Raw genomic sequence first — 13,119 nt, 5'->3', positions numbered from 1 at the left:
GATATTGTTTTACAGGAATATTATTTTGACTCGTGAAAATAAAACATTAAATATTACAGAAATCCAAGCGCTTTTACCTCACCGTTACCCTTTTTTATTGATTGATCGTGTAACCGATTTCGAAGAAGAAAAATACCTACACGCGATCAAAAATGTGTCTGTAAATGAACCTCAATTTACTGGCCACTTTCCACAGATGCCAATCTTTCCTGGTGTATTGATTCTTGAAGCGATGGCTCAAGCGACAGGTTTGCTAGCATTTAAATCATTTGGCGCACCCGCTGAAAATGAACTGTATTACTTTGCTAGTATTGATAAAGCAAAATTCCGTAAGCCAGTAGTTCCTGGTGACCAATTAATGATTGAAGTGGAATTCATTAAAGACCGTCGTGGTATCGCACTATTTAATGGTGTGGCTAAAGTTGATGGTGCAGTAGTGTGTTCTGCAGAGCTTAAGTGTGCGAGACGAGAGTTTTAATTATGATTCATGAAACGGCTAAAATTCATCCATCAGCTGTGATTGAAGGAAACGTAACCATTGGGGCTAATGCTTCTGTTGGTCCGTTTACTTATATCTCAGGTAATGTGACGATTGGTGAAGATACGGAAGTAATGTCGCACGTAGTTATCAAAGGTGATACGACGATAGGTAAAGGAAACCGTATTTTTGCATTCGCTATTCTTGGTGAAGAAAGCCAAGATAAAAAATACAGTGGTGAAGCTACGACCGTCGTTATTGGCGATCGTAACGTTATCCGTGAAAGTGTTCAGATTCACCGTGGTACGATTCAAGACCGTGGTGTGACTACTGTTGGTAGTGATAATCTACTTTGTGTAAATGTTCATATCGCACACGATTGTATCCTTGGTGACAATATCATCATGGGTAATAATGCCACGTTAGCAGGGCATGTAACGGTTGAAGATTATGCGATTGTTTCTGCATTATCACCTGTTCATCAGTTCTGTACAGTTGGTGCTCATAGCTTTATTGGTGGCGCATCTGTTGTTGTTCAAGACGTGCCTCCATTTGTGATGGCGCAAGGTAACCACTGTAAACCTTTCGGCATCAACATCGAAGGATTAAAACGTCGTGGTTTTGAAAGACCAGAAATCCATGCAATTCGCCGTGCTTATAAAGCGCTTTATCGTAACGGTAATACGCTAGAAGAGGCAAAAGCAGAAATAAATAAAGAAATTGATGAATTTCCAGTGCTTCAAGGCTTCTTAGATTTGTTTGAGAAATCAACGCGCGGTATTATTCGTTAATAACGGCGTTTAGAAAATATATAAGCATATTATAAAGGCCTCTTGATGTAGGCCTTTTTTATTTTGGAGCAAAAATGACCAAACCATTACGAATCGGCATTGTGGCTGGCGAACTTTCAGGTGACACCCTAGGTGAAGGCTTTATTAAGTCAGTTAAAGCGCAATATCCTGATGCAGAGTTTGTTGGGATCGGTGGACCAAAAATGATAGCTCAAGGTTGTGAGTCATTATTTGATATGGAAGAACTGGCGGTAATGGGGTTGGTGGAAGTATTGGGTCGTTTACCGCGCTTATTAAAAGTTAAAGCTGAGCTTGTACGTTATTTTACGCAAAATCCACCGGATGTTTTTATTGGTATTGATGCTCCAGATTTTAATTTACGCTTAGAAAAAACATTAAAAGAAAAAGGCATTAAAACGGTTCATTATGTGAGCCCTTCTGTATGGGCTTGGCGCCCAAAACGTATCTTTAAAATTGATGCTGCCACTGATTTAGTATTAGCGTTCTTGCCTTTTGAAAAAGCATTTTATGATAAATATAATGTGGCCTGTGAATTTATTGGTCATACGCTTGCTGATGCTATTCCAATGCAAAGTGATAAAGCAGCGGCAAGAGAACTGCTTGGATTAGAGCAAGAGCGTCAATGGCTTGCTGTCTTACCGGGCAGTCGTGGTGGTGAAGTAGCATTAATCGCTAAACCGTTCATTGAGACCTGCCAGCGCATTCATAAACAACATCCAGAGATGGGCTTTGTCGTTGCTGCAGTTAATGAAAAACGACGTGAACAATTTGAAACAATCTGGAAAGAAACCGCACCGGAATTAGAATTTACTATTATTCAGGATACGGCTCGTAATGTAATGACAGCAGCTGATGCCGTATTGCTTGCTTCTGGTACAGTTGCTCTAGAATGTATGCTAGTTAAGCGACCAATGGTTGTTGGTTATCAAGTAAATAAACTAACGGGTTGGATCGCTCAAAAGTTGTCTATTACAGAATTCGTTTCTTTGCCTAACGTATTAGCTGGAAAAGAATTGGTTCAAGAGTTTATTCAAGAAGAGTGTCATCCTGACTTTCTTTATCCCGCAATGGAAAAAGTGTTAAGTAACGATAACCACGAACTCATTGAAAAATTCACTGAAATGCATCAGTGGATAAAAAAAGACGCGGATAAGCAAGCTGCTCAGGCCGTATTACGTCTAATCAATAAAGAAACAGCAGAATAATCACATGACAAAAAAAACAGACGCTAAAGAATTACCACCATTTGAATATCCTGAAGGTTACCAGTTATTTGCAGGGGTTGATGAAGTAGGCCGAGGTCCGCTTGTCGGTGCAGTTGTGACTGCTGCCGTTATTTTAGACCCTAATAACCCAATTGAAGGATTAACGGATTCTAAAAAATTAACAGATAAAAAACGTGATTTACTGTTTCCTGAAATCCAAGAAAAAGCACTAGCATGGTCATTAGGTCGCTGTGAAGCGCATGAAATTGATGAACTAAATATTCTTCAAGCTACAATGGTTGCGATGCAAAGAGCCATTGCTGGATTAAAGATAACTCCAGACTTTGCCTTAATAGATGGAAATAAAGTTCCTGAACTGCCTATGGATGGCTTAGCGGTTGTTAAAGGTGATTTACGAGTTCAAGAGATCAGTGCTGCATCTATTATTGCAAAAGTAACTCGTGACAGAGAAATGGAAGTGCTAGATAAAGAATTTCCTCAATATGGCTTTGCTAAACATAAAGGCTATCCGACAAAAGCGCATTTTGCTGCGATTGAGGAGCATGGAGTTATTTCAGAGCATCGACGTAGCTTTAAGCCAGTGAAACGTGTATTAGGAATTGAGTAATGTCAGAACCTAAATTCGTACACCTAAGAGTACACAGTGACTTTTCATTAGTAGATGGACTTTCTAAAGTTCCACCATTAGTGAAGAAAGTGGCTGAAATGAACATGCCAGCCATGGGCTTGACGGACTTTACTAACCTATGTGGTTTAGTTAAGTATTACTACGCAGCGCATGGAGCAGGGGTTAAGCCGATCATTGGTGCTGACTTTAAAGTTCAGTCAGCAGAGTTTGGTAATGAGCTGTTTAATTTAACTGTTTTAGCTAAAAATAATGAAGGGTATAAAAATCTTACATTATTAATATCTAAAGCTTATTTACGAGGCCATGTTCAACATACTCCCGTTATGGATAAAGAGTGGTTAGTTGAGCATAAAGAAGGGTTAATACTTCTTTCTGGTGGTAAAAGTGGTGATGTAGGTAAAGCCTTACTTAAAGGTAACAAAGAGTTAGCGACTGAGTGTGTTGATTTTTATCAAACTCATTTTCCTGAACATTATTATTTAGAGTTAACTCGAACGGGTCGTCCTGATGAAGAGAGTTATCTTCACTTTGCTGTAGATCTCGCAGAAAAAGAAGGGTTGCCTGTTGTTGCAACCAATGATGTTCGTTTTATTAAAGCAGAAGATTTTGATGCCCATGAAATTCGTGTAGCGATTCATGACGGCTTTACTCTTGTCGATCCTCGTAGACCAAGGCTTTATAGTGAACAGCAATATTTACGCTCAGAAGAAGAGATGTGTGAGCTTTTTGCTGACATTCCTGAAGCGTTAGAAAACAGTGTTGAAATAGCGAAGCGCTGTAATGTTACCGTTCGCTTGGGAGAGTATTTCTTACCGAACTTCCCAACCGAAGGGATGACGATTGAAGACTTTTTAGTTAAGAAGTCTCAAGAAGGTCTAGAAAGACGTTTAGCCTTTTTATTTCCAGATGAAAAAGTACGCTTAGAGCGCCGTCCAGAATATGATGAACGTCTACAAATAGAATTAGACGTTGTTAACCAAATGGGTTTTCCTGGTTATTTCTTAATCGTAATGGAATTTATCCAATGGTCTAAAGATAATGATATTCCGGTAGGTCCAGGTCGAGGGTCAGGTGCGGGTTCATTAGTTGCTTATGCACTAGATATTACCGATCTCGACCCTCTTGAATATGATCTTCTGTTTGAACGATTCTTGAACCCAGAACGTGTATCTATGCCCGATTTCGATATCGATTTCTGTATGGATAAACGTGATCAGGTTATTGAGCACGTGGCTGAAATGTATGGCCGTGATGCGGTATCTCAGATCATTACCTTTGGTACCATGGCTGCAAAAGCGGTAATTCGTGATGTTGGCCGTGTTCTTGGTCACCCTTATGGTTTTGTTGATCGCCTATCTAAATTAATACCACCAGATCCTGGGATGACGCTGACTAAGGCGTTTGAAGCGGAGCCGCAACTTCCAGAATTATACGAGGCCGATGAAGAAGTTAAAGCCTTGATTGATATGTGTCGTATCTTGGAAGGTTGTACTCGAAATGCCGGTAAGCATGCCGGTGGTGTTGTTATATCACCCACGACGATTACTGATTTCGCACCATTGTATTGTGATGCTGATGGTAATTTTCCAGTAACACAATTTGATAAAAATGACGTTGAAACTGCGGGGCTAGTTAAGTTCGACTTCTTGGGGTTAAGAACATTAACCATTATTGATTGGGCGTTGGGTCTTGTTAACCCACGCTTGAAAAAAGAAGGTAAAGACCCAATACGCATCGAGTCGATCCCGTTGGATGATCACGCGTCATTTAAGCTACTTCAAAATTCAGAAACAACGGCGGTATTCCAGCTGGAATCTCGTGGTATGAAAGATCTTATCAAACGACTGCAACCGGACAGCTTTGAAGATATTATCGCACTCGTAGCACTCTTCCGTCCGGGTCCTTTGCAATCAGGCATGGTAGATAACTTTATTGACCGTAAACATGGTCGAGAAGAGGTATCTTACCCTGATGCAACATGGCAACATGAATCATTAAAAGAAACACTAGAGCCAACTTACGGCATTATTTTGTATCAAGAACAAGTAATGCAAATCGCACAGATCTTAGCGGGTTACACGCTAGGTGGCGCAGATATGCTTCGTCGTGCGATGGGTAAGAAAAAACCTGAAGAGATGGCAAAGCAGCGTGGTACTTTTAAAGAAGGTGCGATTGCCAATGGTGTAGATGGTGAGTTGTCGATGAAAATCTTCGACTTGGTGGAAAAGTTTGCCGGCTACGGTTTTAACAAATCTCACTCAGCCGCTTATGCCTTAGTTTCTTACCAGACATTATGGTTAAAAACCCATTATCCTGCCGAGTTTATGGCAGCGGTAATGACGGCAGATATGGATAACACCGATAAGATCATTGGTCTTGTTGATGAATGTTTCCGTATGAAACTAAAAGTGTTACCACCTGATGTTAATGCGGGCCTTTACCGTTTTAATGTCGATGAGAGTGGCGCGATTGTTTATGGTATCGGTGCAATCAAAGGAGTGGGTGAAGGCCCAATTGAAAGCATTATAGAGGCGCGAAATAAAAGCGGGCATTTCCGTGATTTATTTGATTTCTGTGCTCGAATTGATACCAAGAAAGCCAATAAACGAGTGGTTGAAAAACTGATCCGTTCTGGAGCATTAGATCGATTAGGTCCACACCGTGCTGCATTAATGGCCTCTTTAGATGATGCAATGAAAGCGGCAGGGCAACATCATCAAGCGGAATCGTTTGGTCAATCGGATATGTTTGGGGTATTAACTCAAGCACCAGAAGAGGTAGAGCAAGCGTATATTCATGTTCCAAGATGGCCTGAAAAAGTCTGGCTTGAAGGGGAAAGAGAAACGTTAGGGCTTTACTTAACTGGACACCCCGTTAATGCGTACATTAAAGAACTGTCTCGATATACCACGTGGCGTTTGAATGATGCTCACGTTACGAGGCGCGATCAAACGGTAACGGTTGCAGGTTTAGTTATTGCTGCTAGAGTAATGACAACAAAACGAGGCAGTCGTATTGGTTTGATGACTTTGGATGACAGATCGGGTCGAATGGAGGTCATGTTATTCTCTGATGCGCTTGATCGATACGCCGATTTGCTAGAAACTGACAAAATAGTGCTCGTTTCTGGACAGGTCAGCTTTGATGATTTCAATGGGGGGCTTAAAATGTCTGCCCGTGAAGTGATGTCATTGGGAGATGCACGAGAAAAATACGCTCGTGGATTGTCCGTTTCTGTTACTGAAGCACAAATTAATAACCAATTTTTTGAGCGCTTTAGTCAAATACTAGAGCCTAATCGGGCAGGGACTGTTCCGGTAAATGTATATTATCAGCGAGCAGATGCTCGTGTTAAGTTGGTCTTAGGGACAGAGTGGCGAGTTACGCCAACAGACCAACTGATGGATGATTTGAAGTCGTTGCTTGGCGAACAGCAAGTCGAGCTTGAATTTAACTAGAATAACTAAGGCTGCTAATTTGAGCGGCCTTGAACTAACAAGGATTCTTTGATGAGCCTAAATTTTCTTGAATTTGAAAAACCAATTGCAGAACTAGAAGCTAAAATTGAAGCACTGCGTGATATTTCTCGTCGTGGTGGAGATAATACGCTTGATCTAGAAAAAGAAATTAAGCAATTAGAAGATAAATGTTTAGAGCTTAAAAAGAAAACATTTAGTGACTTAGGCGCATGGGAAGTGGCACAGCTTGCTCGTCACCCAGAGCGTCCATATGTACTAGACTATATCGAACATATGTTTACAGAGTTTGATGAATTAGCGGGTGATCGTGCTTTTGCTGATGATAAAGCATTAGTCGGTGGTATGGCGCGTTTAGATGGCCGTCCTGTGATGATCATTGGTCACCAAAAAGGCCGTGGTACAAAAGAAAAAGTACTGCGTAATTTTGGCATGCCAAAACCTGAAGGTTACCGTAAAGCAAAACGTTTAATGCAAATGGCAGAGCGTTTTAAAATGCCTATCATTACTTTTATCGATACAGCTGGTGCTTACCCAGGTGTTGGTGCAGAAGAGCGTGGACAATCTGAAGCTATCGCAACAAACCTAAAAATCATGTCAGAGCTAAGTGTTCCAGTGATCTGTAATGTGGTTGGTGAAGGTGGTTCTGGTGGTGCATTGGCTATTGGTGTAGGTGACTACGTTAACATGCTTCAATATTCTACTTACTCAGTAATTTCTCCAGAAGGTTGTGCTTCAATCTTATGGCGTGATTCAGATAAAGCGCCACAAGCTGCTGAAGCGATGGGTCTTGTTGCTCCTCGTCTAAAAGAGCTTGAGTTGATTGATACGATCATTGATGAGCCACTAGGTGGTGCACATCGTAACCATAAAGCAACTGCTGAAAATATTAAGGCTCGTTTGATTGAACAATTGAATGAACTTGAAGGTTTTGATGAAGAAGCCTTGCTTGATCGCCGTTACCAACGCCTAATGAGCTACGGTTACTGCTGATAATTTCTGTCAGATAGAGTAAAGTGAAAGCGAGCCTAAGTGCTCGCTTTTTTATTATCTGGACATACTGTTATGCTTAACTCTCAATTCTCATCCCAATTGAATTCTTACCCTGTAGCCAAACCACATCTAGTAATCGCTTTAAGTGGTGGTATTGATTCTATGGTCTTGCTTCGTCTTGCCTCAATTTATGCTAAAGAGAAACAATTGGAATGCATTGCTGTTCATGTAAATCATGGATTGAGTAAGCATGCCTTTGATTGGGAAGCCGTATGCCAAGCACATTGTGATTTATTGTCTATTCCGCTCTATATTGAACGAGTGCAGCTGGTTGTTAGTGCGCAAGACAGTTTAGAAGAGGTTGCAAGAAGAGCCCGTTATCAAGCCTTAGAAAAGCACATGCAAGCCAATAGTTTATTACTCACTGGCCAGCACCAAGATGATCAAGTTGAAACCTTATTTCTGGCATTAAAAAGAGGCAGTGGACCAGCAGGCTTATCTTCTATGCCTGCGGTAATTCCTTTATCTAATGGCTATAAGTGCCGACCATTACTCACGATTTCTCGATCTGAAATTGAGCAATACGCACAAGATAATGAACTTGAATGGGTTGAAGATGAAAGTAATAAGGACACTCGATTTGATCGTAATTTTTTGCGTCATGAGATTGTTCCTAACTTGGTACAACGTTGGCCAAGTTTTGCATCTGCTGTGTCACGCAGTGCTCAATTATGTGCGGAACAAGAAAGTCTGCTAAGTGAATTACTTCAACCTAAATTAATCGCGTTTCAAAATGTGTATCAAGGCATTTCTATTTCACAGCTAAATAGTGAATCGGAATTAGCTCGTAATATGTTATTAAGACTTTGGTTAAAGCAGTTTGCTATCCCTTTACCAAGCCAAGTGCAATTACAAATATTGTGGAATGAAGTAGCAAAAGCCAAAGAAGACGCTAATCCACAATTAGAGCTAGGCGCTATTCAGCTAAGGCGTTTTCAAGATAATCTATATTGTTTACCTCAATACCAAGATCTTTCGACTTGGAAGAAAGAGCTGAGTGATGTTTTAGACCTGCCAGATGAGCTTGGTAGATTAATTTTTTCTACGGGAGTGGAAGAGAGAGGTTTAAACAATAAAAATGATGAGCAAAGCTTATTGTTAAGAGCACCAAATCAAGATGAAAAAATAGAAGTACGCTTCAATGTTTTAGGGCTGACAGCTCACCCTGAGGTACGGGAACGCAGTCGTAAAATGAAAAAGCTATATCAAGAGTATGGTATCCCGAGTTGGCAAAGAAGCAGACTACCGATGATTTTTTATAATGAAGAGCTTGCCGCTATTGCTGGATTGTTTGTCTGTCGCACCTTTTCAGGGAAAGAGTGTGAGCTGATCTGGAAGAAATCAGGCTCGAAATAGACATTTTAGACCAACTTGTCAAAATAACTGAAAATATAAATGGAGCAATATAATGAAAAAAACAATTGGATTAGCAGTTATCGCATTACTGGCCTCAGCACCGACATTTGCAGCGGGAGACGCCGCAGCAGGCCAAGCAAAGTCGGCTATTTGTGCATCATGCCATGGTGTTGATGGTATTGCTGTTATCCCAGGTTACCCAAATCTAAAAGGGCAAAATGCTCAATATATTGAATCATCATTAAAAGCGTATAAAAACAAACAACGTAGTGGTGGTAATTCAGCAGTAATGCAACCGATGGCTGCAATGTTGAATGATGCTGATATGGCGAATTTAGCGGCGTATTACTCGACAATGAAGTAAACATCAATTAAGTAATGCTATTCCTAGGTTGTATGTTCGCTTTGGCTCAACGATAATAGGCTGATATTAAATATGAATGTTAAGGGACTAATATGAAAAAGATCGAAGCCATTATTAAGCCATTTAAACTTGATGATGTACGAGAAAGCCTTGCTGATGTTGGTATCACAGGTATGACGGTATCTGAAGTGAAAGGGTTTGGTCGTCAAAAAGGCCATACTGAACTATACCGCGGTGCAGAGTACATGGTTGATTTTTTACCTAAAGTGAAATTAGAAATCGTCGTTACTGATGATGTCGTTGATCAATGTGTGGATGCGATTATTGAAACGGCACAAACGGGTAAAATTGGTGATGGTAAAATTTTTATCACAGATGTTAGTCGAGTTATCCGTATCCGTACGGGTGAAGAAGACGAAGATGCCATTTAATCGTAATTTCAATGGTCAAAAGTATCTGCTAGTCTAGTTAGCATTATTACTATTTAAGGAAGGAGTGATTATTCACTCCTTTTTTGTTTATGAAAAAGAAAACACTCTTATTATCATGTGCGGCAGTTGTTGTTGGTTTAACATTAGCAGCAAAGTCTATTATTTTCACAGTGCCAGTAGAGCCTGAGTTTATAGAGCTTTCTAATACCTCATCACAAACACCTCTTCAATATAAATCAGGCTGCGCTCAGTTTGATGTTTCTGCCCCAATTGATCGTGATGGTCAATTGAATGTATTGGTGTGGAATATTTATAAACAGCAAGAAGATAATTGGAAAACAGCACTAAATAAATTATCAGTTCAATCAGACTTGGTGTTATTACAAGAAGCCAGTTTACTGCCGGAACTAAAGCAATTTGTTATTGATAAATCGTATTCAGCAGAGCTAGTACGAGCGTTTGATATTTTTGATACCAGCGCAGGGGTATTAACGTTAGCAAAAGTGCCAGCGACCAAAGTGTGTGCGCATACCGCCATAGAGCCTTGGCTTCGTTTACCTAAATCGGCGTTGCTGTCTGAATATCGGCTATCAAATGGTGAAGAACTGATGGTAATCAATATTCACGCGATTAACTTTACGTTAGGAACCGAAGATTATAAAAATCAAATTGAAGGACTTTCTAAAGAAGTGAAAGGACATAAAGGTTCTTTAATTGTCGCTGGAGATTTTAATTCTTGGAGTGATGCTCGCTTAACTGAATTAACAAAACAAGTGCAGTCGCTGGACTTACAAGAAGTGGTATTTACACCAGATGAAAGAATGCGCTTTATTACTGGGTTGCCTTTGGATCATATTTTTTATCGTGGCTTAGAAATAAAAGAAGCGCACTCAATAAAGAGTAACGCTTCTGATCATAATCCACTACTGGTAAGTTTTAGCCTGAAAAAGCAGTAACAAAGCCCCAAAGAGTAAAGCAAGTAACCCAAGGAAGGATTGCTATGATAAGCGCTTTTGAACGCTCTAAGTCTGTCCATGCACCTAATGCGGCATAACTTAAAGCGATATACCAAGGCATAAGCAGTGGGAAAGAGCTCGCATAAGCTGACCAATGATCAGTCATTGGTAGCTTTATTAACCCATTTAAGCTGTTTAAATCGGCAGCGTAAGGCATGATGTTAGCATGATTAAGTAGCAGGCTAGCATAACTTGCAATATCGCCAATTAACGCAGGGAACATCACGATAGTGCTGGCTGCAACCCATTTGAAGTAACCGTGCTGATATTGGCTCTGTTTGGTTGCAAGCTTAAACCATAGTGCTAATAATAAAATAGTTGCCGTTCGGCCCATCACATCATTAATCACTTCACCGGCTAATAAAATTTCTTTGGTTAGCCATTCGCCTTGAACTTGTCCGCCAATGCTTTCGATTTGTGCGGTTAAGTTAGTGGTAACCCATTCAAAATTGACGAGGTCAAAATAGGTTCCCCAAAACATGAATGGTGCGAAGATCAATAAAACATAAGGTAGCCAAGCCCATTTTCCACGTTCATATAATGCAGCAAAGCAATCGGCTGGAGAGCGGAAAATATCGACCAATAAAATTAATGGATTTGAAGAAGGTGTCATACGTTTACCTTAGTAACATCAACGTAAAGTTTTAATTTTTGTCCTGGCTTAATATAAGAGCCACGTTCGATGTTATTCCATTTCATAATATCTGTCACAGAGACACTGAATTTCTGTGCGATAGAGCTTAGGTTGTCACCTTGTCTGATTTGATAATGTACAGTTCGGATGATTGCGCCATCGGAGCTGTTTTTCCAAATCACTAAGTTTTGACCAACACGTAAAGAATCTTTTGGTGCCATGCCATTCCATTTAGCTAAATCACGGTATGAAATAGAGTTATCTCGCGCGATACTCCACAAACTTTCGCCATCTTTTACTTTATGGCTCAGCTTATATTTACCCTTCGCTTTTTCTTGTGTTTTCTTTAAGCGTTGCGGTGCACTTAGTGCGTACGTTTTGTTGCCTTGAGAAGCGGTAGGGATTAATAGATATTGCCCGACACGAATACTCGAACCATTTAAATCATTGGTTTGTTCGATGATGTTTGATGTTGTGTTATGTTTTACTGCTAACTGGCTAATGGTGTCACCTGGTTGTACTTTGTAACGTACAACTTTCATGGTTTTATCGCCATTTTTCTTTAAATTTTCCTTAAATTGCGCGACGTGCTCAATTGGTAAAAGTAAATGATACGGGCCATCAGGAGAGGTTGCCCATTGATTATAAGCTGGGTTATAGCCTTGTAGCTCTGTAATGGTGATTCCTGCAAACTCAGCCGCGATAGCAAGATCGAGTTGTTGTGCTGGGTTAACCATTTCTAATACTGGTTTATTTGCAATTGGCGGTAGTTCAACACCATATTTTTCATGGTTTTTAATTACATCAGCCAAAGCCAGTAACTTCGGTACATAACCGCTGGTTTCTTTTGGTAAATCTAATGAGAAAAAGTCAGTTGGTTTACCTAGTTTTTTGTTCTTTGTGATTGAGCGAGATACTCGACCTGCGCCACTGTTGTACGAGGCAATTGAATGCTGCCAGTTACCATCAAAACGGCGGTCAAAATATTCCATATAATCTAATGCCGCGTTTGTTGCTGCAGGAACATCACGTCGACCGTCATACCACCAGTTGCGTTCTAATTTAAAACGATCGGCAGTACCCGGAACAAATTGCCATAAACCAGCAGCACTGCCATGAGAGTAAGCAAATGGGTCAAACGCACTTTCTACAATTGGAAGTAGAACGAGTTCCATTGGTAAACCGCGCTTTTCGATTTCAACCGTAATCATGTATAGAAAAGGTTTTGCACGCTTTGCCACTGTACGCAAATGACTTGGATGCTTGATGTACCAGTTACGGTAGTAATCAACCGATTCATGATCAGGAATTGGCATATCCAATTGCATAGCGATTCGTTGCCAAACATCTTCCTGCTCTTGAGGGGTTGGTGCTGGTTTTTCAACTGGGGCTACTTTAGCAGGAGTGGTATCCGTTTTTGAAGGGGCAACTACTGCTGATGAATTCCCTGAATTATTGTCAGATGGACTCTCTTCAGGTGGGGGAGCTGTTTGACAGCCAGCGAGTAATGCTAATCCAATCCAATGGAGTTTAAATTTCATTGTGTAGTGCCTTCAGTGTGCTTATGCCAACATCAATTGATGATATTGGCATTCATATTTTTTATTTGGACACGGATAATACGTTGCAACCACACTTCAGACAA

12 protein-coding genes are annotated in these 13,119 nt (G+C 40.4%); 10 read left to right on the top strand and 2 right to left on the bottom strand.

The genetic code is table 11. From position 1 onward, the window contains the following. Nucleotides 1-25 precede the first annotated feature (25 nt). The 10 genes from fabZ to ED622_RS12020 all read left to right on the top strand — a co-directional run bounded on the left by fabZ (nucleotide 26) and on the right by ED622_RS12020 (nucleotide 10,780). On the top strand, nucleotides 26-478 hold the full coding sequence (gene fabZ, locus ED622_RS12065) for a 3-hydroxyacyl-ACP dehydratase FabZ (RefSeq protein WP_122034335.1): 453 nt from the start codon (nucleotides 26-28) through the stop codon (nucleotides 476-478). 2 nt (nucleotides 479-480) lie between these two features. After that, a complete protein-coding gene (gene lpxA / locus ED622_RS12060) occupies nucleotides 481-1,269 on the top strand; it encodes an acyl-ACP--UDP-N-acetylglucosamine O-acyltransferase (RefSeq protein WP_122034333.1) in 789 nt (262 codons plus the stop codon). Between the two features lie 74 nt (nucleotides 1,270-1,343). Next, a complete protein-coding gene (gene lpxB, locus ED622_RS12055; RefSeq protein ID WP_122034331.1) occupies nucleotides 1,344-2,495 on the top strand; it encodes a lipid-A-disaccharide synthase in 1,152 nt (383 codons plus the stop codon). Between the two features lie 4 nt (nucleotides 2,496-2,499). Then, entirely contained in the window at nucleotides 2,500-3,123 is a 624-nt protein-coding gene (gene rnhB / locus ED622_RS12050) for a ribonuclease HII (protein WP_122034329.1), read from the top strand. Then, the gene (gene dnaE / locus ED622_RS12045) at nucleotides 3,123-6,602 is read left to right on the top strand and encodes a DNA polymerase III subunit alpha (RefSeq protein ID WP_122034327.1); all 3,480 of its coding nucleotides are present in this window, start codon (nucleotides 3,123-3,125) and stop codon (nucleotides 6,600-6,602) included. Before rnhB ends, dnaE begins: the two co-directional genes overlap by 1 nt. Nucleotides 6,603-6,653: 51 nt before the next feature. After that, complete coding sequence (gene accA / locus ED622_RS12040) at nucleotides 6,654-7,613, top strand: acetyl-CoA carboxylase carboxyl transferase subunit alpha (RefSeq protein ID WP_122034324.1); 960 nt, start codon at nucleotides 6,654-6,656, stop codon at nucleotides 7,611-7,613. A gap of 72 nt (nucleotides 7,614-7,685) precedes the next feature. Then, complete coding sequence (tilS, locus tag ED622_RS12035) at nucleotides 7,686-9,029, top strand: tRNA lysidine(34) synthetase TilS (RefSeq protein WP_162922514.1); 1,344 nt, start codon at nucleotides 7,686-7,688, stop codon at nucleotides 9,027-9,029. A gap of 52 nt (nucleotides 9,030-9,081) precedes the next feature. Beyond that, nucleotides 9,082-9,393 carry a cytochrome c gene (locus ED622_RS12030; RefSeq protein WP_122034319.1) on the top strand — a complete coding sequence of 104 codons (312 nt, stop codon included), beginning with the start codon at nucleotides 9,082-9,084 and terminating at the stop codon, nucleotides 9,391-9,393. A 92-nt stretch (nucleotides 9,394-9,485) separates the two neighbouring features. After that, on the top strand, nucleotides 9,486-9,824 hold the full coding sequence (glnB, locus tag ED622_RS12025; protein WP_060991646.1) for a nitrogen regulatory protein P-II: 339 nt from the start codon (nucleotides 9,486-9,488) through the stop codon (nucleotides 9,822-9,824). An 89-nt stretch (nucleotides 9,825-9,913) separates the two neighbouring features. Then, complete coding sequence (locus ED622_RS12020; RefSeq protein ID WP_122034317.1) at nucleotides 9,914-10,780, top strand: endonuclease/exonuclease/phosphatase family protein; 867 nt, start codon at nucleotides 9,914-9,916, stop codon at nucleotides 10,778-10,780. Here the strand turns inward: ED622_RS12020 and ED622_RS12015 are convergent. Then, the gene (locus ED622_RS12015) at nucleotides 10,761-11,453 is read right to left on the bottom strand and encodes a YIP1 family protein (protein ID WP_122034315.1); all 693 of its coding nucleotides are present in this window, start codon (nucleotides 11,451-11,453) and stop codon (nucleotides 10,761-10,763) included. The genes ED622_RS12020 and ED622_RS12015 overlap by 20 nt on opposite strands. Then, nucleotides 11,450-13,015 (bottom strand): LysM peptidoglycan-binding domain-containing protein, encoded by a 1,566-nt coding sequence (locus ED622_RS12010; protein WP_122034313.1) that lies wholly within the window; start codon nucleotides 13,013-13,015, stop codon nucleotides 11,450-11,452. Before ED622_RS12010 ends, ED622_RS12015 begins: the two co-directional genes overlap by 4 nt. Nucleotides 13,016-13,119 lie beyond the last annotated feature (104 nt).

The sequence above is a fragment of the Aliivibrio sp. EL58 genome (genome assembly GCF_900312675.1).
Taxonomy (GTDB): Bacteria; Pseudomonadota; Gammaproteobacteria; order Enterobacterales; family Vibrionaceae; genus Aliivibrio.
Note: the sequence above shows the minus strand (reverse complement) of the source record. Positions and strands in the feature narration are given on the sequence as shown.

What these genes read in the sequence shown, in the direction of transcription:
- tilS (WP_162922514.1), top strand. Translation starts at nt 7,686, where the DNA reads ATGCTTAACTCTCAATTCTCATCCCAATTGAATTCTTACCCTGTAGCC.
- dnaE (WP_122034327.1), top strand. Translation starts at nt 3,123, where the DNA reads ATGTCAGAACCTAAATTCGTACACCTAAGAGTACACAGTGACTTTTCA.
- lpxB (WP_122034331.1), top strand. Translation starts at nt 1,344, where the DNA reads ATGACCAAACCATTACGAATCGGCATTGTGGCTGGCGAACTTTCAGGT.
- rnhB (WP_122034329.1), top strand. Translation starts at nt 2,500, where the DNA reads ATGACAAAAAAAACAGACGCTAAAGAATTACCACCATTTGAATATCCT.
- glnB (WP_060991646.1), top strand. Translation starts at nt 9,486, where the DNA reads ATGAAAAAGATCGAAGCCATTATTAAGCCATTTAAACTTGATGATGTA.
- ED622_RS12020 (WP_122034317.1), top strand. Translation starts at nt 9,914, where the DNA reads ATGAAAAAGAAAACACTCTTATTATCATGTGCGGCAGTTGTTGTTGGT.
- lpxA (WP_122034333.1), top strand. Translation starts at nt 481, where the DNA reads ATGATTCATGAAACGGCTAAAATTCATCCATCAGCTGTGATTGAAGGA.
- ED622_RS12010 (WP_122034313.1), bottom strand. Translation starts at nt 13,015, where the DNA reads ATGAAATTTAAACTCCATTGGATTGGATTAGCATTACTCGCTGGCTGT.
- accA (WP_122034324.1), top strand. Translation starts at nt 6,654, where the DNA reads ATGAGCCTAAATTTTCTTGAATTTGAAAAACCAATTGCAGAACTAGAA.
- ED622_RS12015 (WP_122034315.1), bottom strand. Translation starts at nt 11,453, where the DNA reads ATGACACCTTCTTCAAATCCATTAATTTTATTGGTCGATATTTTCCGC.
- ED622_RS12030 (WP_122034319.1), top strand. Translation starts at nt 9,082, where the DNA reads ATGAAAAAAACAATTGGATTAGCAGTTATCGCATTACTGGCCTCAGCA.